The following is a 24,914-nucleotide window of genomic DNA, read 5'->3' as shown; positions in this document are numbered from 1 at the left end:
GGTGACCCGCGCCCCCCACCCCTGGGAGGCGTCCTACCCGCCCCAGGGGCGGTGGGACGCGCCGATCGAGACCTCCACCCTGCCGGCGCTGCTGGATGCGGCGGCGGCGCGCTGGGGCGCGCGCCCGGCGCTGCGCTACCGCGACGCCGTGCTCTCCTTCGAGGGGCTGCGCGCGCTCGCCGACCGCGTGGCCGCCGGGCTGCTGGCCGGGGGGCTGCGCCCGGGCGAGGCGGTGGCGCTCTACCTGCCCAACACGCCGTGGCACCCCGCCTGCTTCTTCGGCGTGCTGCGGGCGGGGGGGCGGGTGGTGCATCTCTCGCCGCTCGATGCGCCGCGCGAGCTGCTGCACAAGCTGCACGACAGCGGCGCCCGCTGGCTCGTCACCACCGACTTCCCGACGCTGCTGCCCAACGCGCTGCGGCTGCTGAAGGAAGGCGCGGTGGAGCGCGCCTTCCTGGCGCCCGAAGCCGAATGGGGCGGCACGCCGGCCCCGGCGCAGCCGGATTTTTGTTCGCTGCCGCTGGCGGAACCGGACGGCACGCCCTGGCCGGTGCTGGACGAGGATGCGGTGGCGCTGCTGCAATACACCGGCGGCACCACCGGCCGGCCCAAGGGCGCGATGCTGACGCACCGCAACCTCACCGCCGCCGTCTCCATCTACCGTGCCTGGCGCGACACCGATACGCTGGAGCCCGGCGCGCAGCGCGTGCTGGGGGCGCTGCCGCTGTTCCACATCTACATGCTGGCCGCCGTGCTGCTGCGCCACCTGGCCGACGGCAACGAGCAGATCCTGCTGCCGCGCTTCGACGCCGCGCAGGCGGCCGACCTCATCGAGCGCGAGCGCATCACCATCTTCCCCGGCGTGCCGACCATGCTGATCGGCCTGCTCAACCTGCCCGGCATCGAGGGGCGGGACCTCTCCTCGCTGCGGCAATGCTCCTCGGGCGGGGCGCCGATGCCCTTCGAGGTGCAGCAGAGGCTGGAGGCGCTGCTGAAGCTCCGCGTCGGCGGCGGCTGGGGCATGACGGAGACGGGGCCGGCCGGCAGCCGCATGCCCTTCCACGGCCCGAGGCGCGCCGGGATGATCGGCCTGCCGCTGCCGGGGGTGGAGATGCGCGTCGTGGCGCTCGACGACCCTTCCCGCGCCCTGCCGCCCGGCGAGCATGGCGAGATCGCCATCCGCGGCCCCAATGTCTTCCCCGGCTACTGGAACCGCGCCGAGGAGAACGCCGCCGCCTTCCGCGATGGCTGGTTCCTCACCGGCGATCTCGGCTGGATGGACGAGGCCGGCTACTTCACGCTGGTGGACCGGCGGAAGAACATGATCATCTCCTCCGGCTTCAACGTCTATCCGGCGGCGATCGAGCAGGCCATCTACGAGCACCCGGATGTCGAGGAATGCCTCGTCATCGGCGTGCCGGACCCCTACCGGGGGCAGGCGGCCAAGGCCTTCGTCAAGCTGCGCGACACGGCGCCGGTGCTGACGCTGGAGACGCTGCGCGCCTTCCTGGCCGACCGCATCGGCCGCCACGAGATGCCCGCGGCGCTGGAACTGCGCGCCGCCCTGCCGCGCAGCCCGGCCGGAAAGCTGCTGGCCGCCCGCCTCCGCGAGGAAGAAGCGGCGGCGCAAGAGACAACCCACAAGGAAATGCCCGCATGAGGGAAGCCGTCATCGTCTCCACCGCCCGCACGCCGATCGGCCGCGCGGCGCGGGGCAGCCTGAACATCACCCACGGCGCCGAGATGGCGGCGCACGCCATCACCCATGCCCTCTCCCGCGCCGGGGTGGAGCCGGCGGCGGTGGAGGAGGTGATCCTGGGCTGCGGCTACCCCGAGGGCGCCACGGGCGGCAACATCGCCCGCGCCGGGCTGCTGCGCGCCGGCCTGCCGGTGGAGACCGCCGCCATGGTGGTCAGCCGCTTCTGCGCCTCGGGGCTCGATGCCATCGCCAACGCCGCGCGGCGGGTGATGGTGGATGGGGTGGATGTCGCCGTGGCCGGCGGCCTCGAATCGATCAGCCTGACCGTGCCGAAGGTGGACCGCGCCGCCGCCCGCAACGCCTGGCTGGCCGAGCACCGCCCGCATCTCTACGACAGCATGATCGAGACCGCCGACCTCGTGGCCGAGCGCTACAACATCTCGCGCGAGGCGCAGGACGAGTTCGCGCTGCTCAGCCAGCAGCGCACCGCCGCCGCGCAGAAGGCCGGGGTGTTCGACAACGAGATCGCGCCGATGGAAGTCACCTACGCGGTGACGGACAAGACCACGGGCGAGGTGTCGAAGCAGACCAAGATCTTCGACCGCGACGAGGGCAACCGCGCCGACACCACGCTGGAGGGGCTGGCGAAGCTGAAGCCGGTACGCGAGGGCCAGTTCATCACCGCCGGCAATGCGAGCCAGCTCTCCGACGGCGCCAGCGCCTGCGTGGTGATGTCGGCGGAGGAGGCGGCGCGGCGGGGCCTGAAGCCGCTCGGCATCTTCCGCGGCTTCGCCAGCGCCGCCTGCGAGCCGGAGGAGATGGGCATCGGCCCGGTCTTCGCCGTGCCGCGCCTGCTCAAGCGCCAGGGCCTGACGGTGGACGACATCGACCTGTGGGAGCTGAACGAGGCCTTCGCCTCGCAGTCCATCTACTGCCGCGACCAGCTCGGCATCCCGCAGGAGAAGCTGAACGTGAATGGCGGCGCCATCTCGATCGGCCATCCCTTCGGCATGAGCGGCGCGCGGCTGGTGGGCCATGCGCTGCTGGAAGGCAAGCGGCGCGGTGCCAGGCGCGCCATCGTCACCATGTGCGTGGCCACCGGCATGGGTGCCGCCGGCCTGTTCGAGATCTGCTGAGAGGGGACGCCGCCATGGAACTCCGCTACACGCCCGAGGAAATCGCCTTCCGCGACGAGCTGCGCGCGACCTTCCGCAGCAAGATCCCGGCCGAGATCCGCCAGAAGGTGAGCGAGGGCCGCCACCTGGAGCGCGACGAGATCGCGCAGGCCCACCGCATCCTGCACGCCGAGGGGCTGGCCACGCCCAACTGGCCGGTGCAGTGGGGCGGCAAGGACTGGACCCCCGTGCAGCGCTACATCTACACGGAGGAGGTGCAGTTCAACGCGGTGCCGATGCCGCTCTCCTTCAACGTCGCCATGGTCGGGCCGGTCATCGCCAACTTCGCGAGCGAGGAGCAGAAGCAGAAGTTCCTGCCCGCCACGGCCAGCCTCGACATCTGGTGGGCGCAGGGCTTCTCGGAGCCCGGCTCCGGCTCCGACCTCGCCAGCCTCAAGACCACGGCGAAGCGCGAGGGCGACCACTACATCGTCAACGGGCAGAAGACCTGGACCACGCTCGGCCAGCACGCCGACTGGATCTTCCTGCTCGTGCGCACCGATCCGGCGGCGCCGAAGAAGCAGCAGGGCATCTCCTTCCTGCTGGCCGACATGAAGACGCCGGGCATCACCGTGCGGCCGATCATCACCATCGATGGCGGGCACGAGGTGAACGAGGTCTTCTTCGACGACGTGAAGGTGCCCGTCGAGAACCTCGTCGGCGAGGAGAACAAGGGCTGGGACTACGCCAAGTTCCTGCTCTCCAACGAGCGCACCAACATCGCCCGCGTCGGCTTCTCGAAGGAAAAGCTGGCGCTGGTCAAGGCGCGCGCCAAGGAGACGCCGGCCGGCGAGGGCATGCTGTGGGACGATGTGGGCTTCCGCCACCGCGTCGCCATGGCCGAGATCGAGCTGAAGGCGCTGGAGATCACCCAGATGCGCGCGGTCGCCGCGCAGCGCCACCGCGCCGCCGACAAGCCGGACCCCACCTCCTCGATCCTCAAGATCAAGGGCTCCGAGATCCAGCAGATGGCCACCGAGCTGATGATGACGGTGGCCGGCCCCTATGCCGCCGCCATGCCGGGGCACTCGCACAACGAGCCGCCCGTGGGGCCGGACTGGGCGGATGCCGTGGCGCCGCAGTTCTTCAACTACCGCAAGGTGTCGATCTACGGCGGCTCGAACGAGATCCAGCGCAACATCATCGCCAAGGCCTTCCTCGGTCTCTGACAGGGGGCCTCTGAGACAGGAGAGTTTCATGGATTTCGATCTGACCGAGGAACAGCGCCTCCTGAAGGAGAGCGTCGACCGGCTGATGGCCGACGCCTATGGCGATTTCGAGAAGCGGAAGCACCACCAGGACAACCCGCAGGGCTACAGCCCGAAGCTGTGGTCGCAATATGCCGAGATGGGGCTGCTCGGCCTGCCCTTCAGCGAGGAGCAGGGCGGCTTCGGCGGCGGCGCCGTCGAGACGATGACGGTGATGGAGGCGATCGGGCGTGGCCTCGCCGTCGAGCCCTATCTCGCCACCGTGGTGCTGGGCGGCGGCTTCCTGCGCCTCGGCGGCAGCGCGGCGCAGCAGGAGGCGCTGATCCCCGGCATCGCCGAGGGCAGCACCACCCTGGCCTTCGCGCAGATCGAGCGCCAGTCGCGCGACGACCTGTTCGATGTCGCCACCACCGCCCGCCGCACCGATGGCGGCTGGGTGCTGGATGGCGCCAAGAGCCTGGTGCTGCATGGCGACAGCGCGCAGCACCTGATCGTCTCCGCCCGCACCGCCGGGCAGCGGCGGGACCGCGACGGCATCTCCCTGTTCGTTGTTCCTGCCGATGCGCAGGGCGTCTCGCGCCGCGGCTACCCGACGCAGGACGGGCTGCGCGCCGCCGAGGTGCTGCTGGAGGGCGTGGCCCTGCCCGCCGATGCACTGCTCGGCGCCGAGGGCGAGGGGCTGGCGCTGATGGAGCGGGTTGTGGACGTGGCGCTGGCCGCGCTCTGCGCCGAGGCGGTGGGCGCCATGGAGGCGCTGCACGAGCTGACGCTGGACTACCTGAAGCAGCGCAAGCAGTTCGGCGTCACCATCGGCAGCTTCCAGGCGGTACAGCACCGCGCGGCGGACATGCTGGTGGCGCTGGAGCAGGCGCGCTCCATGTCGATGTACGCGGCGATGATGGCGGAGAACCCGGACCCGGCGGTGCGCCGCCCGGCCATCGCCGCCGCCAAGGCGCTGGTGAACCGCTCGGCCGAGTTGATCGGCAAGGAGGCGATCCAGCTGCATGGCGGCATCGCCATGACGATGGAGTACAAGGCCGGCCACTACTTCAAGCGGCTGACCATGCTGGTGAACCAGTTCGGCGAGACCGACACGCATCTGCGCGTCGTGGCCGCCGCCGGGGGACTCAGCGAAGCGGCATGAAGGGTTCTTTTTTGTAAAAAAGAACCAAAAAACTTTTGTCAGTTTGGCGGTGCGCGGGTTGCTGGCGCACCGCCAGACGAACAAGGTCTTTTTACTTCTTTTTCTTCAGAAAAAGAAGAATGCTTCACTTCACCCTGAAGATCGTCACGTCCCGCCAGTCGCGATCCTCCAGCTCCCGTGTCGTCGGCACGCGCATGGTGGCGATGGCCTCCATCCCGGCCTTCGGCAGATAGGCCCGGCCGGGGTCGGCCAGCAGCACCTCCGCCCCCTCGGCGGCCAGGCGGCGCAGCCAGGGCATGATGTGCCCGGTCATCGGCGCCTCGTAGCAGACATCGCCCGCCAGTACCGTGTCCCAGCGCCGTGGCTGGCCCACCACATCCGCCTCGGCGGCGGCGACGATCACGCCGTTCAGCGTGGCGTTGAGGTGGATGGCGGCGATGGCCAGCGGGTCGATCTCGGCGGCCTCCGCGGCATCCGCGCCCTGCCGCGCGGCGGCGATGGCGGCCAGCCCGCCGCCCGCCGCGAAGTCCAGCACCCGCCGCCCGGCGACGGGGATGGTGCCATCCAGGATCAGCCGCGCCAGCACCTGGCTGCCGGGCCAGGCGAAGGCCCAGAAGGGCGGCTCGATGCCCTGCATCCGCAGCCAGTCCTCGCTGGCCTGCCAGATCGGCGTGATCTCGGTCGCGAGGTGGAGTTCGATCTCGGGCACCAGCGCCGGGCGGACAATGGCGGTGTGGGTGGCGATGAAGGCGCCATCATCCCGGGAGTCATCGCGCCTCACAGGCGGCCCGCCAGGAAGGCGAGGGCGATCAGAAGCCCCACCTCGCGGTTGTTCTGGAACAGGCGCAGGCAGCGGGCGGGGTCGTGGATGTCGAGCCGCGCCACCTGCCAGCCCAGCACCGCCGCCGGCGCCAGCAGCACGGGGTAGAAGAGCGGTCCCAGCCCCGCCTGCCAGCCGGCCGCCAGCAGCAGCGCCACGGCACCGCCATAGCAGGCGACGAGAAAGGGCCGCGTGCGCTCGCCCAGGCGGCGCGCGCTGCTGCGCACCCCCACCAGCGCGTCGTCCTCGCGGTCCTGGTGGGCGTAGATGGTGTCGTAGCCCAGGATCCAGAGGAAGGCCGCCGCGTAGAGCAGCAGGCCGGGGGCATCGAGCCGGCCGGTGGCGGCGGCGTAGCCCATCGGCGCGCCCCAGGAGAAGGTGAGGCCGAGCACCGCCTGCGGCCAGTCCGTGACGCGCTTGGCCAGCGGGTAGAGCGCCACCGGCACCAGCGAGACGACCCCGAGCAGGATGGACAGCCCGTTGAGCTGCACCAGGATGATCAGCCCGAGCGCCAGCAGCGCGCCGAGGAAGGCCAGCGCCTGCCGCGGCGAGACGGCGCCGGAGGCGAGCGGGCGCCCGGCGGTGCGCGTCACCTGCCGGTCCAGGTCGCGGTCCCACAGGTCGTTGACGACGCAGCCCGCGCCGCGCATCACCACGGAGCCGATGCCGAACAGCAGGATGAGCGCCACGCCCACCCCCCAGCCCGGCGCCGCCAGGGCGAAGGCCCAGAGCGCCGGCAGGAACAGCAGCCAGGCGCCGATGGGCCGGTCCAGCCGCATCAGCAGGGCGAAGGGCTGCCAGCCCTCGGGGAGTTGCGCGACCCAGCCGCGGGCGCGGATATCGGTGTGCGTGTTCACGTCTCTATAAGCCTCGCCGGAGGGCGCCATGTCCATCCCACGCCTGTATGTCGAAGCCGCCCTGGGCGCGGATGCCGAGCTGCCGGGGCTGCCCGGCCAGGGCCACTATCTGGGCCAGGTGATGCGCAAGCGGGAGGGCGACCCGGTGCTGCTGTTCAACGGCCGGGACGGCGAGTGGCGCGCCAGCATCGCCGCCCTGCGCAAGGACAAGGTGAGCTTCCGCCCCGAGGCCGAGACCCGCCCCCAGGCCGCCTCGCCCGACCTGCGGCTGCTGCTGGCGCCGGTGAAGCGCGACGCGATGGACTGGATCGTGGAGAAGGCCACGGAGCTCGGCGTGCGGCGCATCCAGCCCGTCTTCACCGCGCGCTGCGTGGTGGGGCGGGTGAACCTGGAGCGGCTCGGCGCCATCGCCCGCGAGGCGGCGGAGCAGTGCGAGCGGCTGGACCTGCCGGAGATCGCGCCCCCGCTCGACCTGCACGCGGCGCTCGATGCCTGGGACGGCGCCCCCCTGCTGGTGGGGGATGCGCGCGGCAAAGCACCATCGCTCAGCGTGGTATTGCAGGGAAAGGCGCCGCCGATCGGGCTTCTCGTCGGGCCGGAAGGTGGATTCACGGAGCCGGAGCTTGACGCGGTGCGCCGGCGACCCTTTGTTTCACCGGCCGCGCTCGGGCCCCGCATCCTGCGGGCCGAGACGGCAGCGGTCGGGGGCCTCGCCGTGCTTCAGGCACTGGCGGGGGACTGGGCCGCTCCCTCCTGAGCTTTTTTCCTGCACGCCAGCCACGCCGGGCACTTTGCGCCCCGGGCCCCGGGCATATGGAAGGTGACCATGTCGAATCCCGGCGAGGCCGATCTCACGCCGATCACATCCGTGCGGCAGCTGGCGGAATGGTTCGCGCAAGGCAGCAAGCCGCGCGAAGCCTGGCGCATCGGCACCGAGCACGAGAAGTTCGGCTTCCGCCGCGACGACCTCTCCCCCCCGCCCTACGAGCCGGGCGGCATCCGCGCCATGCTGGAGGGGCTGGAGCGCATGGGCTGGGAGCCGATCCTGGACCGCGGCAACCCGATCGGGCTGAAGCGCGGCGATGCCTCGGTCAGCCTGGAGCCGGGCGGGCAGTTCGAGCTCTCCGGCGCGCCGCTCGAGGACCTGCACGGCACCGCGGCGGAGTTGGAGGACCACCTGCGCGAGGTGCGGGAGGTGGCCGCGCCGCTCGGCCTCGGCTTCGCGCCGCTCGGCTTCCACCCGCTGGCCCGGCGGGAGGACATGCCGTGGATGCCGAAGGGCCGCTACGCCATCATGCGGGAGTACATGCCGCGCGTCGGCGCCATGGGGCTCGACATGATGCTGCGCACCTGCACCGTGCAGGTGAACCTCGACTTCGGCGACGAGGCCGACATGGTGGAGAAGCTGCGCATCAGCCTCGCCCTGCAGCCGCTGGCCACCGCGCTCTTCGCCAACTCCCCCTTCCGCGAGGGGCGGCCCAACGGCTTGCGCACCCTGCGCGGCCGCGTCTGGACCGAGACGGACCCGGACCGCACCGGCATCCCCCCCGTGGTGTTCGAGGCGGGCTTCGGCTTCGAGCGCTTCGCGCAGCATGTGCTCGACGTGCCGATGTACTTCCTGATGCGCGAGGGCCAGTGGATCGACGCCACCGGCTCCACCTTCCGCGACTTCATGGCGCGCGGCCTGCCCGGCCACCCCGGCATCGAGGCGACGATGGGGGACTGGGCGGACCATGTGACCACCGTCTTCACCGATGTCCGCCTCAAGCGCTTCCTGGAGATGCGCGGCGCCGATGCCGGCAGCCCGGAGATGATGGTGGCCCTCTCCGCCTTCTGGACCGGCCTGCTCTACGACGACGCGGCGCAGAAGGCCGCCGCCGCCTTGGTGCGCGGCTGGGACGTGGCGGAGATGCAGGCGCTGCGCGTGGCGGTGCCGGAGGGGGGGCTGGCCACGCCCTTCCGCGGCGCCACGGTGCGGGAGCTGGCGCATGTGGCGGTGGCCATTGCGCGCGACGGGCTGCGCGCCCGGGGCCTCGGCGAGGAGCGCCACCTGGCGCCGCTGGAGCGCATCGTGGAAAGCGGCGAGACCCAGGCCGACCGCTGGCTGCGCCTCTATGGGTCGGAATGGGGCGGCGACGTCTCCCGCATCCTGGCGGCGGCGGCGGTCTGAGGCGCGGCACCGCCCGCCGGCGGTGCCTTCTGCCAGCCTCCGCTCAGGCAGGCACCGGGGCATGGCGCTGTGCCGCCTCGGCCATCAGCCGGATGGCCGCCGGCACGTCGGGCGCCGTGCCCAGCGTCTCCAGGGCCTCGCCCACGCTCAGCAGCAGGCGCAGGCCGTGCGGGAAGCGCTGGATGATCACGCACCACTCCTCTTCCGCCCAGGCGGCGGGGGCGGCGAGCAGCGTCACCTCGCCGTCGCAGCCGACGCTGGGGAACAGGCTCCAGCGCCCGGGCAGGGCACGCAGGCCGGCCGTCAGCGCGGCGATCTCGGCGGCGCTGAGCCGGTCGGCTTCCTGGAAAACATGCACCGCGCACATTCTGTGCCCCTTTAACGTCCGGGGCACGACAGCCGCACCCACACCCGGTTTTCCCACGGGGTTTTCGCGGAGAAAGGTTAACATCCCTTAAAAATCATGAGTCGATCACGGAAATGTTAAAAGCAGGGAAAGGCTAATTCGCACACGCACTCCTGTTCATGGAGTGTTCCAGATGCTGGCATCCGGCTCCTCGGCGCCCCACATGCCCATCCCGCGCATCCGGTGATTCCTGCATGAACCATATCATCCCCGCCGCCACGCCCTTCCTGCCGCCCAAGCGCCCGGCCCCGCCGCAGACGCGGCGGCTGCAGGTGGTCTCGCCCTATGAGCCGGCGGGCGACCAGCCCACCGCCATCGCGCAGCTGGTGGAAGGGCTGAGGCAGGGGGAGCGGGACCAGGTGCTGCTCGGCGTCACCGGCTCGGGCAAGACCTTCAGCATGGCCAAGGTGATCGAGGCGCAGCAGCGCCCGACGCTGATCCTGGCGCCGAACAAGACGCTGGCCGCGCAGCTCTACGGCGAGATGAAGTCCTTCTTCCCGGAGAACGCGGTCGAGTACTTCGTCAGCTACTACGACTACTACCAGCCGGAAGCCTATGTGCCGCGCTCCGACACCTATATCGAGAAGGACGCGCAGATCAACGAGCAGATCGACCGGATGCGGCACAGCGCCACCCAGGCGCTGCTGGAGCGCAACGACGTCATCATCGTCGCCTCCGTCTCCTGCATCTACGGCATCGGCTCGGTCGAGCTGTACTCGAACATGGTGGTCAAGCTGCAGCTCGGCGGGCGCATCGCGCGCGAGCAGCTGCTGAAGGCGCTGGTGGAGCAGCAGTACCGCCGCAACGACGCCGCCTTCCAGCGCGGCACCTTCCGCGTGCGCGGCGAGACGGTGGACATCTGGCCCTCGCACCTCGAGGACCGCGCCTGGCGCGTTTCCCTGTTCGGCGACGAGGTGGACTCCCTGCGCGAGTTCGACCCGCTGACCGGCGAGATCGCCGGCGAGATGGAGAGCGTCGCCGTCTACGCCAACAGCCACTACGTGACGCCGCGCCCGACGCTGCTGCAGGCGATCCGCGACATCCGCGTGGAGCTGAAGCAGACGCTGGAGCGGCTGACCGCCGAAGGCAAGCTGCTGGAGGCGCAGCGGCTGGAGCAGCGCACCACCTTCGACCTGGAGATGATGGAGACCACCGGCTCCTGCAAAGGCATCGAGAACTACTCGCGCTACCTCTCCGGCCGCGGCCCCGGCCAGCCGCCGCCGACGCTGTTCGAGTACCTGCCCGAGAACGCGCTGCTCGTCGTCGATGAGAGCCATGTGACGGTGCCGCAGATCGGCGGCATGTACCGGGGCGACTTCGCGCGCAAATCGGTGCTGACCGAGTTCGGCTTCCGCCTGCCCTCCTGCATGGACAACCGCCCGCTGAAGTTCGAGGAGTGGGAGAGCTTCCGCCCCGACACCATCTTCGTCAGCGCCACGCCCGGCGGCTGGGAGATGGAGCGGACGGGCGGCACCTTCGCCGAGCAGGTGATCCGCCCCACCGGGCTGATCGACCCGCCGGTGGAGATCCGCCCCGTCGAGGGCCAGGTGGACGACCTGCTGGCCGAGTGCCGCACGGTGATGGGCAAGGGCGGGCGCGTGCTCGTCACCACCCTGACCAAGCGCATGGCCGAGGACCTGACGGAGTACATGACCGAGGCCGGCATCAAGGTGCGCTACCTGCACTCGGATGTGGACACGCTGGAACGCATCGAGATCATCCGCGACCTGCGCAAGGGCGTGTTCGACGTGCTGGTGGGCATCAACCTGCTGCGCGAGGGGCTGGACATTCCGGAATGCGCGCTCGTCGCCATCCTCGACGCTGACAAGGAGGGCTTCCTCCGCTCCACCACCTCGCTGATCCAGACCATCGGCCGCGCCGCGCGCAACGCCGAGGGCCGCGTGGTGCTCTACGCCGACCGCATGACCAACAGCATGCGCGCCGCGCTGGAGGAGACCGACCGCCGCCGCAGCAAGCAGCAGGCCTACAATGCCGAGCACGGCATCACGCCGCAGACCATCCGGCGGCAGATCAGCGACGTGCTGCAATCGGTCTATGAGCAGGACTACGTCACCGTCGCGCCCACCGCGGCGGAGGAGGACGGGCCGGTCGAGTTCGTCGGCAAGGACCTGCGCGCCTCCATCGCCGAGCTGGAGCGCAAGATGCGCGCCGCCGCCGCCGACCTGGAGTTCGAGACCGCCGCGCGGCTGCGCGACGAGATCAAGCGGCTGGAGAATATGGAGCTGGGCCTCGGCGCGCCGGCGCTGGAGCCGAACCGCGCCGGCCGCTCCATGCAGGAGGCGGCGCCGCGGCGCGGCGGCAAGGGGGAATGGAAGCCGAAGCCGCTCGGGCCGGGGGGCGGAGGGTATGACCCGGAGAAGAAGCGCGGCGGGCGCGGGCGGGGGAAGAAGTAAGGAAAGAGCGCGGAAGAGGTCCCCCCCGCGCCCGCTCTTTTCCCTCCCGGCTCAGCCGGCCAGGGCGGCCTCGCGGCGCAGCAGCCGCAGCGGCTGGATGCGTACCACGGCCCCCTCCAGCGGGCCGCCGCGGATCTGGAACACCGTCTCCAGCTCGCCCGTGTCGCTCGGGTTCTCGAAGGGCAGCTCCAGCGTCATCTCCGCACCGGGCTTCAGCTCGGCCACCGGCACCGTCACCCGTGCCAGCTCCCGCCCCGGCACGCCCTTCATGATCTTGATATCAAACATCTTGGCGCGCGGCGGTACCGGCAGGATCGAGTTCTCCGGCGGCTCGGGCGCGGGCGGAACGGCCTCGAAGGTCAGCCGCGCCCGCAGCAGCCAGGCGCCGCGCGGGATGCGGATATAGGGGCCGAAGGCGATGGTGACCTTGTCGGACAGGGTCACCACCAGCGCGCCATTCTCCCGCTGGTGCGCCTGGCCGGAGCGCAGCAGCTCCGTCTCCACCGGGAAGTCCGGCTTCTGGCTGTGGAACAGGCTGCGGAAGTAGCGGCCCTGCGAGGGGCGCTTCTCCGGCTCGGCCGGCTCCGGCAGGCCGCTGCCGTGCAGCGGCACGCCGGGCGGCGGCTCGGCGCCCAGCTTGCCCCGCACCGTGTCGCGGATCAGCGAGACGTAGCGGCCGAGATGGCGCGCGAGCCAGGCGCGGCGCTCATCGTCCGTCTGCCGCGGGCGGCCCAGGCCGGGCTTCAGCACGGAGGCGAAGTCGGCATCCTTGCGCAGCGGCACGACGTTGAAGTGGGCGCCGAAATCCTCGCCCAGCAGGGCGCGCCGGTCGATGCCGAGCAGCGTCACGTCCAGCCCCAGCGTCCAGGCCGGCAGCGCGCCATGCACGCGCAGCGAGATCAGGCTCTCGGCGGTGGCGAGGTAGCGGATGAAGCTGTCGGCGTCGCCGAACTCGACATGCGGGATGTCCAGCTCGTCCAGCATCTGCATGTCCTGCTCGTCATGCGCGATGAAGATGCGGCTGGGGTCGGCCTCGTGCAGCTGGCGGAGGAAGAGGTGGACGTCGGCATCCACCCGGTTCCAGAAGCTGGCCGTGCCGTTCAGCACGGAGACGAGCTGCTCCTTGCGGCGGAACAGCGGGCGCGGCTCGAACAGCGCCGAGAAGAAGCCGGGGCAGGGCATCGGCTGGTGCGCGATGCCCAGGGTGTTGAACACCGCGTCGCCCGCCATGTCGCGGCAGGTGACGAGGTCGAAGCCGCCATAGCGGCGGTAGTAGCCGGCGGAGCCCGCGCCCTGCACGCGCTCGGCGAAGGCGCGGTCGGCGGCCGGGCGGTCCTCGCCGAAGGCGTCGAAGTAGAAGGCGCCGGCGCCGAGGTTGATCTTCACCGGCACGTCGCTCTCCGCCACCTCGGCGATGCGCTCGACGTTGCGGCTGACCGTGCCGGAGTTGAGGATCTGCGGCGTGCCGCAGATGATGGCGATGTCGGTGTCCGCCGGCAGCGGCTCGCGGTCCGAGAGGTAGCGGATGGTCTCGTGGTGCGGGCCGATGGCGGCGTGCATGATGTTGCGCACGCCGCGATAGATCACGCGGTCGCCGACATTCAGCAGCAGGCCGCCGGCCTGGTCGGGGAGCGTCAGGTAGGTGACCCTGAGGGCGGACATGGTGTCTCCAGTCGGTTTCGCCTGGCCGGCAAGGCTCGTCGCGGGGCGCGGGCGACTATATGGCCGACGGCGGAACGGGGAAACAGATCCGCGCGTCAGCCCGCGGCCGTGGCCCGCAGCAGGGCGCGCAGCGCCTCCACCTCGGGCGCCACGGCGGCCTCGGCCTTGGCCTGCATGCGGCGGTAGGCGCCGAGCACCGCCTCGCCCAACGCGGTGAGGCGCGCGCCCCCGCCGCTGCTGCCGCCGCGCGAGGCCTGCACCAGGGGCTGGCCGAACTCCGCCTCCAGCGCTTCCAGCAGCCGCCAGGCGCGGGCATAGGACATGCCGGTGGCGCGGCCGGCGGCGCTGATCGAGCCCAGCTCGGCCACCGCCTGCAGCAGGTCGGCCTTGCCGGGGCCGAGCTGCGCCGCGCCCACCACCGCCACCCGCAGATGCCGCACCGCCGGCGGCGCGCCGTTCCGCCCCTGTTCCATGGCGGGCAGCAAAGCATGCGGGCGGGCCGCATTCCAGGCTTGCCGTTGTATCTGGCGGAACATAACGTCGCCGCCCATGCAACGCCGCGCCCTGCTCGGCAGCCTGCTGGCTGCTCCCGCCCTCCTGCCGTGCCGCGCCGCCCAGGCGCAGGCGCAGGCGCCCGCCGCCCTCACCGTCTTCGCCGCGGCCAGCCTGCAGGATGCGCTGAAGGCGCAGGACGCGGCCTGGCGGGCGGCGGGCGGGGCGCCGCTGCGCCTGTCCTTCGCTTCCTCCTCGGTGCTGGCGCGGCAGATCGAGCAGGGTGCGCGGGCCGATCTCTTCGCCTCGGCCGATGAGCCCTGGATGGACTACCTGCAGCAGCGCGGCCTGATCCGGCCGGAGACGCGCGCCCCGGTGCTCGGCAACACGCTGGTGCTGGTGGCGCCGGCCGACCAGCCGGCGCCGGTTGCGCCGGCCGGCATCGCCGCGCGGCTGGGCGCGGGCGGGCGGCTGGCGGTGGGCGACCCCGCGCATGTGCCGGCCGGCCGCTACGCCGAGCAGGCGCTGGCGCAGCTCGGCCTGTGGGATGCGCTGCGCCCCCGGCTGGCGCGGGCCGAGAATGTGCGCGCGGCGCTGCTGCTGGTGGAGCGGGGCGAGGCGCCGCTCGGCATCGTCTACGGCACCGACGCGGCGGCGAGCGACCGGGTGGCGGTGGTCGGCCGCTTTCCCGCCGGCAGCCACCCGCCCATCACCTATCCCTTCGCCCTGACGCGGGAGGCCGCCCCCGGCGCCGGGGCGCTGCTGGCCTTCCTGAAGGGCCCGCAGGCCGCGCCCGGCTGGCGCCGCGCCGGCTTCTCCCTGCCCGAATGAGGGGGGTGGGGAGGCCCGGGAAGGACGCGCGCCGCCGATGCTGACGCCGGAGGAATGGGAGGCCGTGCGCCTCTCGCTGAGCGTCTCGTTGCGCGCCGTGGCCTTCTCCCTGCCCCCCGCCATCCTGGTGGCGCTGGCCCTGGCGCGCGGCCGCTTCCCCGGCCGCACGCTGCTCGACGCCGTGGTGCACCTGCCCCTGGTGGTCCCGCCCGTCGTCACCGGCTGGGCGCTGCTGATGCTGTTCGGCCTGCGCGGCCCGCTGGGCGCGCCGCTGGCCGAGTGGTTCGGCATCCGCCTGGCCTTCACCAGCGCCGGCGCCGCCCTGGCCACGGCGGTGATGACCTTCCCGCTGATCGTCCGCGCCATCCGCCTCTCGCTGGACGGGCTGGACCGCGGGCTGGAGGAGGCGGCGGCGACGCTCGGCGCCGGGCGGCTGGACCGCTTCCTGACGGTGACGCTGCCGCTGATGGCGCCCGGCATCCTCTCCGGCGCGGTGGTGGCCTTCGCGGCGGGGCTCGGCGAGTTCGGCGCCATCATCACCTTCGCCTCCAACGTGCCGGGGGAGACGCAGACCCTGCCGCTGGCCATCTACACCGCCACCCAGGTGCCGGGGGGCGAGGCGGCGGCGGCGCGGCTGGCGGGCATCGCCTTCGCGCTGGCCATCGCCGGGCTGCTCTCGGCCGACCTGCTCTCGCGCCGGCTGGCGCGGCTGCTGGGCCGGCCATGAGCGTGATGCTGGAGGTCGCGCTGCGTCACCGGCTGGGCGCCTTCGCGCTGGAGGCCGAATTCACGGCGCCGGCGGGGGTGACGGTGCTGTTCGGCCCCTCGGGCAGCGGCAAGTCCAGCATCCTGGCGGCGGTGGCGGGGCTGCTGCGCCCGGCCGAGGGCCGCGTGGCGCTGGCGGGCGCGCCGCTGACCGACATGGCGGCCGGGCTGTTCCTGCCCCCCGAGCGGCGGCGCTGCGCCACGGTGTTCCAGGAGGGGCGGCTGTTCCCCCACCTCTCCGTCGAGTCGAACCTGCGCTACGGGCTGCGCCGCGCGCCCCGCGGCGCCGAAGGGCCGGGCTTCGCCGAGGTGGTGGCGCTGCTCGGGCTGGAGGGGCTGCTGGGCCGCCGCCCGGCGCGGCTCTCGGGCGGCGAGAAGCAGCGCGTGGCGCTCGGCCGCGCACTGCTGGCCCGCCCGCGCCTGCTGCTGCTGGACGAGCCGCTGGCGGCGCTCGACGCGCCCCGCCGGCAGGAGGTGCTGCCCTTCCTGGAGGCTTTGCGCGACCGCGCCGGCCTGCCCATGCTCTACGTCACCCACGCCATCGAGGAGGCGGACCGGCTGGCGGACACGCTGGTGCTGCTGGAGGGCGGCCGCGTGCTGGCGCATGGCCCCCTGGCGGCGCTGACCGCGCGCACCGACCTGCCCCTCCTGGCCGCGCGGCGCGACGCCGGCGTGGTGCTGCCCTGCCGCGTGGCGGCGCAGGACCGCGCGGCCGGGCTGACGCTGCTGGACTTCCCCGGCGGGCGGCTCTCCATCTCCTGGCGGGATGCGCCGGTGGGCGCGGCGCTGCGGCTGCGCGTGCGGGCGCGGGACGTGGCGGTGGCGCTGCCCGGCGGCGCGCTGGCCGGAACCCTGCCTTCCACCCTCTCGCTCGGCAATGCGCTGCCCGCCACGCTGCGGGCGGTGGAGGCGCTGGGCGAGGCGGAATGCTTCCTGCGGCTGGCGGTGGGCGAGAGCCTGCTGCTGGCGCGGGTGACGCGGGAGGCGGTGGCGCGGCTGCGGCTGCGGCCGGGCCAGGAGCTCCTGGCGCTGGTCAGCGCCGTCTCGGCCGGGCAGGGCTGAGGGAGGCGGGCGGCCGTTGCCGCCCGCCGCCGGCTGCGGCACACCGCAGGGCCTGAGGAAACGCGCAAGGCCCCGCCCACCATGACAGCCTCCCCCGCGCCGGAAGGGCGCACCCGCGTGCTGCTCGCGCTCTGCGGCTGCGTCGTGCTCTGCATGACCACCTGGTTCTCCGCCGCCGCGGTGCTGCCGCAGCTGCGCGCGCTCTGGGCGGTCTCCGAGGCGGTGGCGGGGTGGCTCACCATCGCCGTGCAGCTCGGCTTCGTGCTGGGCGCGCTGGGCGCCGCACTCACCGGCCTGCCGGACCGGCTGCCGCCGCGCACGCTGATGGCCGCCTCGGCCCTCGGCGCGGCGCTGGCCAACCTGGCGCTGCTGGCGGCGCCGGGGCCGGGCAGCGCCATCGCGCTGCGCGTCGCCACGGGCGTGCTGATGGCCGGCCTCTACCCGCCGGCGCTGAAGCTCGTCGCCACCTGGTTCCGGAGCGGGCGCGGCGTGGCGCTGGGCAGCGTCATCGGCGCCCTCACCCTCGGCTCGGCGCTGCCGCACGCGGTGAATGCGGGGGGCGGGCTGCCCTGGCAGGGCGTCATCCTGGCGGCCAGCGCCGCCACGCTGGCGGGGGGCGTCGGCGTGCTGCTGTTCCTGCGCGAGGGGCCATACCCCTTTCCGCGCGCGCGGTTCGAGCCGGCGCGGCTGCGCCAGGCGCTGGGCAACCGGGCGGTGCTGCTCGCCACCGGCGGCTATCTCGGCCACATGTGGGAGCTCTACGCGATGTGGAGCTGGATGCTGGCCTTCCTCGCCGCCCGGCCCGGCGCCACCGGCGGCGATGCCTCGCTGCTCACCTTCCTCATCGTCGCCGCCGGCGCGCCGGCCTGCGTGCTGGCCGGCTGGCTGGCCGACCGGCTGGGCCGCACCACCCTCACCATCGGGCTGATGGCGATCTCGGGCGGCTGCGCCGGGCTGATCGGCTTCGCCTGGGCGGGGCCGGCCTGGCTGCTGCTGGCCATCGGCCTGCTCTGGGGCGCCACGGTGATCGCCGATTCGGCGCAGTTCTCGGCGGTGGTGACGGAGGTGGGCGACCCGGCGCTGGTCGGCACCGCGCTCACCGCGCAGCTCGGCCTCGGCTTCGGGCTGACGGCGCTGGCCATCTGGGCGCTGCCGCTGGCCGCCGGGGCGCTGGGCGGCTGGCAATGGGCCTTCCTGGTGCTGGTGCCGGGGCCGCTGCTCGGCATCCTCTCCATGGCCCGGCTGCGCGCCCTGCCGGAGGCGCGGCGCATCGCCGGCGGGCGGCGCTGAGGGCTCAGCCCTCCTCCGCCTCCATGGCGCGCCCGGCGCGGTGCCGCCGCAGCAGCAGCACGCCGATCAGCGCCGAGCCGAGGAACAGCACCCCCGCCAGCACCAGCTGCGAGCTGCGCTCCACCGCCACGCCGGCGCCCGCCAGGGTGAAGATGGCGGTCTGCGGCACGTAGCCCAGCGCCGAGGCGGCCAGGAAGGGCAGGGCGGGAAGGCCGGAGAGGCCGGCCAGCAGGTTCAGCGCCAGGTTGTTGCCCACCGGCAGCAGCCGCAGCGCCAGGGTGGCGCCGAAGGGGCTGGCCGCCAGCGCGTCCCGCAGCGGCCGCAGGCGGCGGCCGAAGCGGCCGGCCAGGCGCCGCTCCGCCCAGCCGCGCCCGACCATGCGGGCCCAGCCATAGGCGGCGGCGCAGCTCAGCACCTGCGCCAGCATCGAGAGCGCCAGCCCCGGCCACGGCCCCAGCGCATAGCCGCCGAGGAAGGCGATGGCCTGCCGGGGCACGCCCACCGCCGCCGCCAGCGTGCCCACCAGCAGGAAGGCGGCCTCGCCCCACAGCGTCTGCTCCAGGCCGAAGCGGCGCACCCAGGCCTCGGCCTGGGCGCCGCCCGGGGCGCCGCCCAGCTCGCGCAGCAGCCAGCCGCCGAGCGCGAGGCCGGCCGCCAGCAGCAGCATGCGCCCCAGCGCGGCGAAGGGGCTGCGGCGGGCGGCGGGCCCCTGCGGGCTCATTCGGGCGTGGCGGCCAGCGATGAGGCTGGCGATGAGGCCATCGTTGAGGCCGGCGGGGCGGCGAGGAGCTGCGGCCGCTTCCAGCGGCGCTGCAGCCACATCACGCCCAGGATGTCGGTGACGCCCACCGCCAGCCGGTCCAGCGTGCCGTAGTTGGACTGGCCGCGCAGCCGGGGGCGGTGGTTCACCGGGCGGCTCACCACCCGGCCGCCCTGGCGCAGCACCAGGGCGGGCAGGAAGCGGTGCATGTGGTCGAAGGCCGGCAGGCTCAGGAACAGCGCGCGCGGGAACAGCTTCAGGCCGCAGCCGGTGTCCGGCGTGGCGTCGCCCAGCAGCCGGGCGCGGATGCCGTTGGCGAGGCGGCTGGAGAGGCGCTTCACCTGGTTGTCGCGCCGGTTGACGCGCCAGCCCGCCACCATCAGGGGCGGCTGGCCGGGCGTGCCATGCGCCTGCGCATAGTCCCAGAGGGCGGGGATGTCGGCCGGGTCGTTCTGCCCGTCGCCGTCCAGCGTCGCGATCCAGGCGCCGCGCGCGGCCCGCACGCCGGTGACGATGGCGGCCGACTGCCCGCAGGAGACGGCATGCCGCAGCACCACCAGCGCCGGCACCGTGGCCCGCAGGCCGGCCAGCGCCTCGGCCGTGGCGTCGGACGAGCCATCATCCACATAGATGATCTCGTGCGGCACGCCGGCGAGGGCGGCACCGATCTCGGCCACCAGCGGCGCGATGTTGGGCGCCTCGTTCCGCACGGGGACGACGACGGAGAGGAGGGGGTCGGCAGGGCTCATGCCGGTGCTTTCGGCTGCGGCGGTGCGCGGATGGTCCGGCATGGGCGCGCGGGGTAGCAGCCATGGGCGGGGCCGACAAGCCGTCGCGGGTCCGCCCCGCTGCATTGCTAATGCGTCCTGGCGGACCACCTCTGCCAGAAACCCTATGCTAGAGTGGCGCGCCATGCCTTTCGATCCGCACCCCCCACATTCCGCCCGCCAGGACAGCCGCCGCGCCATCGCCGGGTGGCTGCTCGGCGTCGCCGGCCTGATCTGGGCCATGGTGGCGCTGGGCGGCGCCACGCGCCTCACCGGCTCGGGCCTGTCCATCATGGAATGGGCACCGCTCTCCGGTGCCCTGCCGCCGCTCTCCGAGGCCGAGTGGCAGCGCCTCTACGACCTCTACCGCACGATCCCGCAATACGAGCTGGTCAACCGCGGCTTCGGGATCGAGGGCTTCAAGCAGATCTTCTGGCTGGAATGGGCGCACCGCCTCTGGGGGCGGATGATCGGCCTCGCCTTCCTGCTGCCGCTGCTCTGGTTCTGGGTGCGCGGGCGCATCCCGGCCGGGCTGAAGCCGCGCCTGCTGCTGCTGTTCGCGCTGGGCGGGCTGCAGGGGGCGGTGGGCTGGTTCATGGTCGCCTCCGGCTTCGAGGCGGACCGCACCGCCGTCTCCCCCTACCGGCTGGTGCTGCATCTGGGCCTCGCCCTGGTGCTCTACGGCATGGTGCTCTGGACGGCGCTCGGCCTGCTGCGGCCGGAGCGCACCGGGCCCCGCCAGCCCGCCGGGCTGCGCCGCCTGGTGCACGCCACGGCCGGGCTGGTGGTGCTGGCCATGCTGGCGGGCGGCTTCGTCGCCGGGCTGCGCGCCGGCCTCACCTACAACACCTTCCCGCTGATGGACGGCCAGCTCATCCCCGAGGGCTATGCCCAGCTCTCCCCCTTCTGGCACAACCTGACGACCAACATCGCCGCCGTGCAGTTCAACCACCGCCTGCTGGCCACCCTGGCGGGCGTGGCGGCGCTGGCCGCCGCCGCCTGGGGGGCGCGCGCCCTGCCGGCCGGCTTCGCCCGCAGCGCCGTGCTGGCGCTGGGCGGGGTGGTGGCGCTGCAATACGTGCTGGGCGTCGCCACCCTGGTGATGGTGGTGCCGGTCTGGCTCGGCACGCTGCACCAGACCGTGGCCGTCGGCGTCCTCACCGCGGCGCTGGTGGCGCTGCACGCCCTGCGGCCGCCCCGCATGGCCGCCCGATGAGCATCTCCATGAGCCGACCACCATGAGCCAGGGCATGGCGCCGGGCGATCTGCCCCTGGCGGTGCTGCGGTCGCTGCCCGCCGCCGTCTTCGTCTTCGACGGGACCGGGCGGCTGGCCATGGCCAACGCGGCCGCCTACGACGTGCTGGGCATGACCCCCGAGCCGCCGCTGGAAGGCCGCGCGGTGGCCGACATCATCCGGCTCATCGCCTATAGCGGTCTGTACGGGCCGGGCGACCCGGAGGCGCAGACGGCCACCGCCCTGGCGGCGGACCGCAACCAGAGGCTGCGCCGCACCGCCCGCACCACCGATGGCCGCTGGTTCGACCTGCTCTCCGAGCCTCTGCCGGATGGCGGCTGGATCAGCCTGGTGGTCGACGTCACCCTGCACCGCCGGGCGCTGGAGACCAGCCACCTGCGGGAGCGGCTGACGGACCACGCCCTGCGCTACCACCCCTCCGGCATCGGCCTCTACGACGCCCAGGCCCGGCTGGTGCTGTTCAACGAGGCCTATGAGCGGATCCTGGAGATGCCGCCCGGCACGCTGCGGCTCGGCATGACCTTCGAGGCGGTGTTCGACCAGATGGCGCTGCACCAGGCCATGGAGCCGCAGCTGGCCGAGACGCTGCGGCAGCAGCGCATGGCCATCGACCGCAGCCGGCCGCACCAGCAGGTCCGCCAGCGCCCGGATGGCCGCGCCATCAGCTCCATCAGCCAGCCGACGCCGGAGGGCGGCTTCCTCGTCTCGCTGCAGGACGTGACGGAGCTGCAGCAGGCGCGCAACGAGGCCACCCGCCGCGCCGCCCTTCTGGACGGCGTGCTGGCGGCGCTGCCGCACGGCGTCTGCGTCTATGGGCCCGACCGGCGGCTGAGCATGGTCAACGACGCCTATCAGCGCCTGCTGAAGGGCGCCGAGCTGCGGGTGGGCGAGCACCTGATGGAGATCTGCCGCCGCCGCGAGGCGCAGGGCGAGTACGGGCCGGGCGTGACCGCCGAGATGGTGTTCCGCCGCCAGTTCGCGTTCAGCCCCACGGGCCGCGAGCGCACCCGGCCCGACGGCACCGTGGTCAGCACGCATGGCGCGATGCTGCCCGATGGCGGGCACATCGCGGTGGTGAGCGACGTCACGCCCCTGCGGCGGGCCGAGGCGGCCGCCCAGCAGCGCGCCAGCCTGCTGCAGGCCATGCTCGACAGCATGCGCCATGGCGTCTGCCTGTTCGACGCCGAGCACAAGGTCGTCGCCGCCAACGCCCTGGCGGCGCGCATGATCGGGCTGCGGCCCGAGGACATGGCGCCCGGCACGCCGCTCGCGGTGCTGCGCCGCCGGCAGTACGAGACCGGCGAGTTCGGCACCGGCGCGGCCGCGGACGAGCTCTACACCAGCCGCGCGGTCAACCTGGTGCCGCGGCTGGACCGCTACAGCCGCATCCGCCCCGATGGCTCGGTGCTCGAGATCACCACCGACCCGACGCCGGATGGCGGCTATGTCCGCACCTACACGGACGTGACCGAGGAGCGGCGCGTGCGCGCCGCCATCGAGCATGCCCGCGCCCTGGCCGAGGAGGCGGACGCCGCCAAGAGCCGCTTCCTGGCCACCATGAGCCACGAGCTGCGTACCCCCCTGAACGCCGTGATCGGCTTCTCGGAGGCGTTGCAGGCCGAGCCGCAGGGGCCGCACGTGGCCGAGTTCGCCGGCACCATCCTGGAGGCCGGCCGCCACCTGCTCTCGCTGATCGACGAGATCCTGGAGGTGGCCAAGGCCGGCACCGGCACGCTGGCGGCCGAGACCCGCCCGCTCCACCTGGCCAGTGTGCTGGAGGGCGCGGTGCGGCTGATGCGCAACGGTGCCGAGGCCGGCGGCGTCGCGCTCTCGGTGGAGGCGCTGCCGGCCCTGCCGCGCGTGCTGGCCGATGAGCGGCGGCTGCGCCAGGTGCTGCTCAACCTGCTCTCCAACGCGGTGAAGTTCACCCCGCAGGGCGGCGCGGTGCGGATCGGCGCCGCGCTCCTGCCGGATGGCGGGGTGGAGGTACACATCGCCGATAACGGCATCGGCATCGAGCCGGGGCAGCTTGAGCGGGCCTTCGAGCCCTTCGTGCAGTTGGAAACCACCCATGCCCGGCGCTATGCCGGATCGGGGTTGGGCCTCTACCTGGCGCGCGCCCTGGCGCAGTCGATGGGCGCCACGCTGGCCCTGGAGAGCACGCGGGGCCTGGGCACCGTCGCGCGGCTGCGGCTCGAGGCGGCGGAACAACAACAGGAGCAGACGGAATGAGCGCAATCGAGACCACCGACCGGCTGTTCTTCCGCGACCTCGACCGCACCGCGGCGGAGCGCCAGCTCGCGGAGGCACTGGCCGGCGCCGAGGATGGCGAGCTGTTCCTGGAATATGTGGAGAGCGAGGCGATCAGCCTCGACGATGGCCGCATCCGCTCCGCCAGCTTCGACGCCACGCGCGGCTTCGGCCTGCGCGCCGTGGCCGGCGAGGCGGCCGGCTACGCGCATGGCGGCGAGATCTCGGAGGCCGCGCTGGCCCGCGCCGCCGCCACGGTGCGCGCCGTGGCGGCCGGCCATTCCGGCCATCTCGCCGTGGCGCCGCGCGCCACCAACGCCCGCCTCTACGACGACGCCAACCCGCTCTCGGCCCTGGAATTCCCGGCCAAGACGGCGCTGCTGGCGGAGATCGACGCCTATGCCCGCGGCCGCGACAGCCGCGTGACGCAGGTGATGGCCAGCCTGACCGGCGAGTGGCAGGCGGTGCAGGTGCTGCGCGCCGGCGGCGAGCGGGTGGCCGACCTCCGCCCGCTGGTGCGGCTGAACGTCTCGGTGGTGGTGGAGCAGGGCGGGCGGCGCGAGACCGGCAGCCACGGCCTCGGCGGCCGCTTCGGCTACAGCCGCGTGGTGGGCGAGGCGGTGTGGAAGGCGGCGGTGGACGAGGCGCTGCGCCAGGCGGTGCTGAACCTCGACAGCATCCCCGCCCCGGCCGGCGAGATGGAGGTGGTGCTCGGCCCCGGCTGGCCCGGCATCCTGCTGCACGAGGCGATCGGCCACGGGCTGGAGGGCGACTTCAACCGCAAGAAGACCTCGGCCTTCGCCGGGCTGCTCGGCCAGCGCATCGCCGCGCCCGGCATCACGGTGGTCGATGACGGCACCATCCCCGACCGGCGCGGCAGCCTGACGGTGGATGACGAGGGCACCCCCTCCGGCCGCACCGTGCTGATCGAGGACGGCATCCTGACCGGCTTCCTGCAGGACCGGCAGAACGCCCGGCTGATGGGCGTGGCCGCCACCGGCAATGGGCGCCGCCAGAGCCATGCCCACGCGCCGATGCCGCGCATGACCAACACCGTCATGCTGGGCGGCAACACGCCGCCGGAGGAGATCCTCGCCAGCGTCAAGCGCGGCATCTGGGGGGTGAATTTCGGTGGCGGGCAGGTGGACATCACCAGCGGCAAGTTCGTCTTCTCGATGTCCGAGGCCTACCTGATCGAGGACGGCAAGGTGGGCGCGCCGGTGAAGGGCGCCATGCTGATCGGCAACGGGCCGGAGGCGCTGACCCGCGTCTCCATGATCGGCGACGACATGGCGCTCGACCCCGGCATCGGCACCTGCGGCAAGCAGGGGCAGGGCGTGCCGGTGGGCGTCGGCCAGCCGACGCTGAAGATGAACGGCCTGACCATCGGCGGAACGGCGGTGTGAGCCTCCCGCCCCTCAGGCTTGCCCGGCCGGAGGAGGCGGAGGCCCTCGCCGCCCTGGTCGGGCGGGCCTATGCCGCCTACCTGCCCGTCATCGGCCGCCGCCCGGCGCCGATGGACGACGACTACGCCGCCCGCATCGCCGCCGGCCAGGCCTGGGTGCTGGAGGCGGAGGATGGCGGACTGGCCGGGCTGCTGGTGCTGGAGGTGGCCGGCAGCCATCTCTGGCTGGAGAACGTCGCGGTCGATCCGGCGCGGCAGCGGGCTGGCCTCGGCCGCGCGCTGATGCGCTTCGTGGGCGGGGAGGCGCTGCGCCGCGGCCTGCCCGAGGTGCGGCTGCTGACCAATGAGCGGATGGAGCGCAACCTCGCCTTCTACGCCCGGCTGGGCTTCGCCGAGCTGGAGCGGCGCGAGGAGAAGGGGTTCCGCCGCGTCTACATGGCCATCCCGGCGGAGCGGCTGGCCGGGTAGGCGCGTAGGCGGC

General features: G+C 73.2%; 22 protein-coding genes. 15 read left to right on the top strand and 7 right to left on the bottom strand.

What is annotated here, in order from left to right; genetic code table 11:
* Position 1: 1 nt before the first annotated feature.
* The 4 genes from CR165_RS03585 to CR165_RS03570 are packed head-to-tail and all read left to right on the top strand — an operon-like array spanning position 2 to position 5,226.
* Positions 2–1,660 carry an AMP-binding protein gene (locus CR165_RS03585; protein ID WP_109515600.1) on the top strand — a complete coding sequence of 553 codons (1,659 nt, stop codon included), beginning with the start codon at positions 2–4 and terminating at the stop codon, positions 1,658–1,660.
* Complete coding sequence (locus tag CR165_RS03580; RefSeq protein ID WP_109515599.1) at positions 1,657–2,835, top strand: acetyl-CoA C-acyltransferase; 1,179 nt, start codon at positions 1,657–1,659, stop codon at positions 2,833–2,835. The genes CR165_RS03585 and CR165_RS03580 overlap by 4 nt, the downstream gene beginning before the upstream one ends.
* A 14-nt stretch (positions 2,836–2,849) precedes the next feature.
* The gene (locus CR165_RS03575) at positions 2,850–4,043 is read left to right on the top strand and encodes an acyl-CoA dehydrogenase family protein (RefSeq protein WP_109515598.1); all 1,194 of its coding nucleotides are present in this window, start codon (positions 2,850–2,852) and stop codon (positions 4,041–4,043) included.
* A 28-nt stretch (positions 4,044–4,071) separates the two neighbouring features.
* A complete protein-coding gene (locus tag CR165_RS03570; RefSeq protein ID WP_109515597.1) occupies positions 4,072–5,226 on the top strand; it encodes an acyl-CoA dehydrogenase family protein in 1,155 nt (384 codons plus the stop codon).
* Between the two features lie 124 nt (positions 5,227–5,350).
* Here CR165_RS03570 and CR165_RS03565 read toward each other — a convergent pair whose 3' ends face one another.
* Positions 5,351–6,007, bottom strand: coding sequence for a class I SAM-dependent methyltransferase (locus CR165_RS03565; RefSeq protein ID WP_109515596.1), 657 nt, complete (start codon positions 6,005–6,007; stop codon positions 5,351–5,353).
* Positions 6,004–6,939 (bottom strand): 4-hydroxybenzoate octaprenyltransferase, encoded by a 936-nt coding sequence (ubiA, locus tag CR165_RS03560; protein ID WP_109515595.1) that lies wholly within the window; start codon positions 6,937–6,939, stop codon positions 6,004–6,006. Before ubiA ends, CR165_RS03565 begins: the two co-directional genes overlap by 4 nt.
* Here ubiA and CR165_RS03555 point away from each other — a divergent pair.
* On the top strand, positions 6,932–7,660 hold the full coding sequence (locus tag CR165_RS03555; protein WP_109515594.1) for a 16S rRNA (uracil(1498)-N(3))-methyltransferase: 729 nt from the start codon (positions 6,932–6,934) through the stop codon (positions 7,658–7,660). The two genes, ubiA and CR165_RS03555, sit on opposite strands and share 8 nt — an antisense overlap.
* Before the next feature lie 69 nt (positions 7,661–7,729).
* Positions 7,730–9,073 carry a glutamate--cysteine ligase gene (locus CR165_RS03550; RefSeq protein ID WP_109515593.1) on the top strand — a complete coding sequence of 448 codons (1,344 nt, stop codon included), beginning with the start codon at positions 7,730–7,732 and terminating at the stop codon, positions 9,071–9,073.
* A 43-nt stretch (positions 9,074–9,116) separates the two neighbouring features.
* On the opposite strand, the gene CR165_RS03545 is transcribed toward CR165_RS03550, so the two are convergent.
* On the bottom strand, positions 9,117–9,431 hold the full coding sequence (locus CR165_RS03545; RefSeq protein WP_146201817.1) for a hypothetical protein: 315 nt from the start codon (positions 9,429–9,431) through the stop codon (positions 9,117–9,119).
* Positions 9,432–9,673: 242 nt separating this feature from the next.
* Between CR165_RS03545 and uvrB the strand changes: the two genes are divergently transcribed.
* A complete protein-coding gene (gene uvrB / locus CR165_RS03540; protein ID WP_109515591.1) occupies positions 9,674–11,893 on the top strand; it encodes an excinuclease ABC subunit UvrB in 2,220 nt (739 codons plus the stop codon).
* A gap of 51 nt (positions 11,894–11,944) precedes the next feature.
* On the opposite strand, the gene CR165_RS03535 is transcribed toward uvrB, so the two are convergent.
* Positions 11,945–13,555 (bottom strand): polysaccharide pyruvyl transferase family protein, encoded by a 1,611-nt coding sequence (locus tag CR165_RS03535; protein WP_109515590.1) that lies wholly within the window; start codon positions 13,553–13,555, stop codon positions 11,945–11,947.
* 95 nt (positions 13,556–13,650) lie between these two features.
* A complete protein-coding gene (locus CR165_RS03530; RefSeq protein ID WP_109515931.1) occupies positions 13,651–14,028 on the bottom strand; it encodes a winged helix-turn-helix domain-containing protein in 378 nt (125 codons plus the stop codon).
* Positions 14,029–14,104: 76 nt separating this feature from the next.
* On the opposite strand from CR165_RS03530, the gene modA reads away from it, so the two are divergent.
* The 4 genes from modA (at position 14,105) to CR165_RS03510 (ending at position 17,995) form a co-directional block, all read left to right on the top strand.
* On the top strand, positions 14,105–14,878 hold the full coding sequence (modA, locus tag CR165_RS03525; RefSeq protein ID WP_109515589.1) for a molybdate ABC transporter substrate-binding protein: 774 nt from the start codon (positions 14,105–14,107) through the stop codon (positions 14,876–14,878).
* 37 nt (positions 14,879–14,915) lie between these two features.
* A complete protein-coding gene (modB, locus tag CR165_RS03520; RefSeq protein WP_109515588.1) occupies positions 14,916–15,605 on the top strand; it encodes a molybdate ABC transporter permease subunit in 690 nt (229 codons plus the stop codon).
* Positions 15,602–16,705 carry a molybdenum ABC transporter ATP-binding protein gene (modC, locus tag CR165_RS03515; protein WP_245906091.1) on the top strand — a complete coding sequence of 368 codons (1,104 nt, stop codon included), beginning with the start codon at positions 15,602–15,604 and terminating at the stop codon, positions 16,703–16,705. The genes modB and modC overlap by 4 nt, the downstream gene beginning before the upstream one ends.
* Before the next feature lie 81 nt (positions 16,706–16,786).
* Entirely contained in the window at positions 16,787–17,995 is a 1,209-nt protein-coding gene (locus CR165_RS03510; RefSeq protein WP_109515587.1) for an MFS transporter, read from the top strand.
* A 4-nt stretch (positions 17,996–17,999) separates the two neighbouring features.
* Here the strand turns inward: CR165_RS03510 and CR165_RS03505 are convergent, their stop codons facing one another.
* A complete protein-coding gene (locus tag CR165_RS03505; protein WP_109515586.1) occupies positions 18,000–18,716 on the bottom strand; it encodes a TVP38/TMEM64 family protein in 717 nt (238 codons plus the stop codon).
* Positions 18,713–19,504: a glycosyltransferase family 2 protein gene (locus tag CR165_RS03500; RefSeq protein ID WP_109515929.1), complete on the bottom strand. Its 792-nt coding sequence runs from the start codon at positions 19,502–19,504 to the stop codon at positions 18,713–18,715. Before CR165_RS03500 ends, CR165_RS03505 begins: the two co-directional genes overlap by 4 nt.
* Before the next feature lie 163 nt (positions 19,505–19,667).
* Between CR165_RS03500 and CR165_RS03495 the strand changes: the two genes are divergently transcribed.
* From CR165_RS03495 to CR165_RS03480, 4 genes are read left to right on the top strand one after another with little or no spacing between them, the layout of a single operon-like run.
* The gene (locus CR165_RS03495; RefSeq protein WP_109515585.1) at positions 19,668–20,738 is read left to right on the top strand and encodes a COX15/CtaA family protein; all 1,071 of its coding nucleotides are present in this window, start codon (positions 19,668–19,670) and stop codon (positions 20,736–20,738) included.
* A 22-nt stretch (positions 20,739–20,760) separates the two neighbouring features.
* A complete protein-coding gene (locus CR165_RS03490; RefSeq protein ID WP_109515584.1) occupies positions 20,761–23,010 on the top strand; it encodes a PAS-domain containing protein in 2,250 nt (749 codons plus the stop codon).
* Positions 23,007–24,434: a metalloprotease TldD gene (gene tldD, locus CR165_RS03485; protein WP_109515583.1), complete on the top strand. Its 1,428-nt coding sequence runs from the start codon at positions 23,007–23,009 to the stop codon at positions 24,432–24,434. Before CR165_RS03490 ends, tldD begins: the two co-directional genes overlap by 4 nt.
* Entirely contained in the window at positions 24,431–24,901 is a 471-nt protein-coding gene (locus CR165_RS03480) for a GNAT family N-acetyltransferase (RefSeq protein WP_109515582.1), read from the top strand. Before tldD ends, CR165_RS03480 begins: the two co-directional genes overlap by 4 nt.
* Positions 24,902–24,914 lie beyond the last annotated feature (13 nt).

This window comes from Teichococcus aestuarii (assembly GCF_003116135.1).
Classification (GTDB): domain Bacteria; phylum Pseudomonadota; class Alphaproteobacteria; order Acetobacterales; family Acetobacteraceae; genus Pseudoroseomonas; species Pseudoroseomonas aestuarii.
Note: the sequence above shows the minus strand (reverse complement) of the source record. Positions and strands in the feature narration are given on the sequence as shown.

Excerpts from the sequence above, each read along its gene's own strand:
- CR165_RS03580 (WP_109515599.1), top strand. The coding sequence starts at position 1,657 with ATGAGGGAAGCCGTCATCGTCTCCACCGCCCGCACGCCGATCGGCCGC.
- CR165_RS03575 (WP_109515598.1), top strand. The coding sequence starts at position 2,850 with ATGGAACTCCGCTACACGCCCGAGGAAATCGCCTTCCGCGACGAGCTG.
- CR165_RS03570 (WP_109515597.1), top strand. The coding sequence starts at position 4,072 with ATGGATTTCGATCTGACCGAGGAACAGCGCCTCCTGAAGGAGAGCGTC.
- CR165_RS03555 (WP_109515594.1), top strand. The coding sequence starts at position 6,932 with ATGTCCATCCCACGCCTGTATGTCGAAGCCGCCCTGGGCGCGGATGCC.
- ubiA (WP_109515595.1), bottom strand. The coding sequence starts at position 6,939 with ATGGACATGGCGCCCTCCGGCGAGGCTTATAGAGACGTGAACACGCAC.
- CR165_RS03550 (WP_109515593.1), top strand. The coding sequence starts at position 7,730 with ATGTCGAATCCCGGCGAGGCCGATCTCACGCCGATCACATCCGTGCGG.
- uvrB (WP_109515591.1), top strand. The coding sequence starts at position 9,674 with ATGAACCATATCATCCCCGCCGCCACGCCCTTCCTGCCGCCCAAGCGC.
- CR165_RS03535 (WP_109515590.1), bottom strand. The coding sequence starts at position 13,555 with ATGTCCGCCCTCAGGGTCACCTACCTGACGCTCCCCGACCAGGCCGGC.
- CR165_RS03530 (WP_109515931.1), bottom strand. The coding sequence starts at position 14,028 with ATGGAACAGGGGCGGAACGGCGCGCCGCCGGCGGTGCGGCATCTGCGG.
- modA (WP_109515589.1), top strand. The coding sequence starts at position 14,105 with ATGCAACGCCGCGCCCTGCTCGGCAGCCTGCTGGCTGCTCCCGCCCTC.
- modB (WP_109515588.1), top strand. The coding sequence starts at position 14,916 with ATGCTGACGCCGGAGGAATGGGAGGCCGTGCGCCTCTCGCTGAGCGTC.
- modC (WP_245906091.1), top strand. The coding sequence starts at position 15,602 with ATGAGCGTGATGCTGGAGGTCGCGCTGCGTCACCGGCTGGGCGCCTTC.
- CR165_RS03510 (WP_109515587.1), top strand. The coding sequence starts at position 16,787 with ATGACAGCCTCCCCCGCGCCGGAAGGGCGCACCCGCGTGCTGCTCGCG.
- CR165_RS03505 (WP_109515586.1), bottom strand. The coding sequence starts at position 18,716 with ATGAGCCCGCAGGGGCCCGCCGCCCGCCGCAGCCCCTTCGCCGCGCTG.
- CR165_RS03500 (WP_109515929.1), bottom strand. The coding sequence starts at position 19,504 with ATGAGCCCTGCCGACCCCCTCCTCTCCGTCGTCGTCCCCGTGCGGAAC.
- CR165_RS03495 (WP_109515585.1), top strand. The coding sequence starts at position 19,668 with ATGCCTTTCGATCCGCACCCCCCACATTCCGCCCGCCAGGACAGCCGC.
- CR165_RS03490 (WP_109515584.1), top strand. The coding sequence starts at position 20,761 with ATGAGCCAGGGCATGGCGCCGGGCGATCTGCCCCTGGCGGTGCTGCGG.
- tldD (WP_109515583.1), top strand. The coding sequence starts at position 23,007 with ATGAGCGCAATCGAGACCACCGACCGGCTGTTCTTCCGCGACCTCGAC.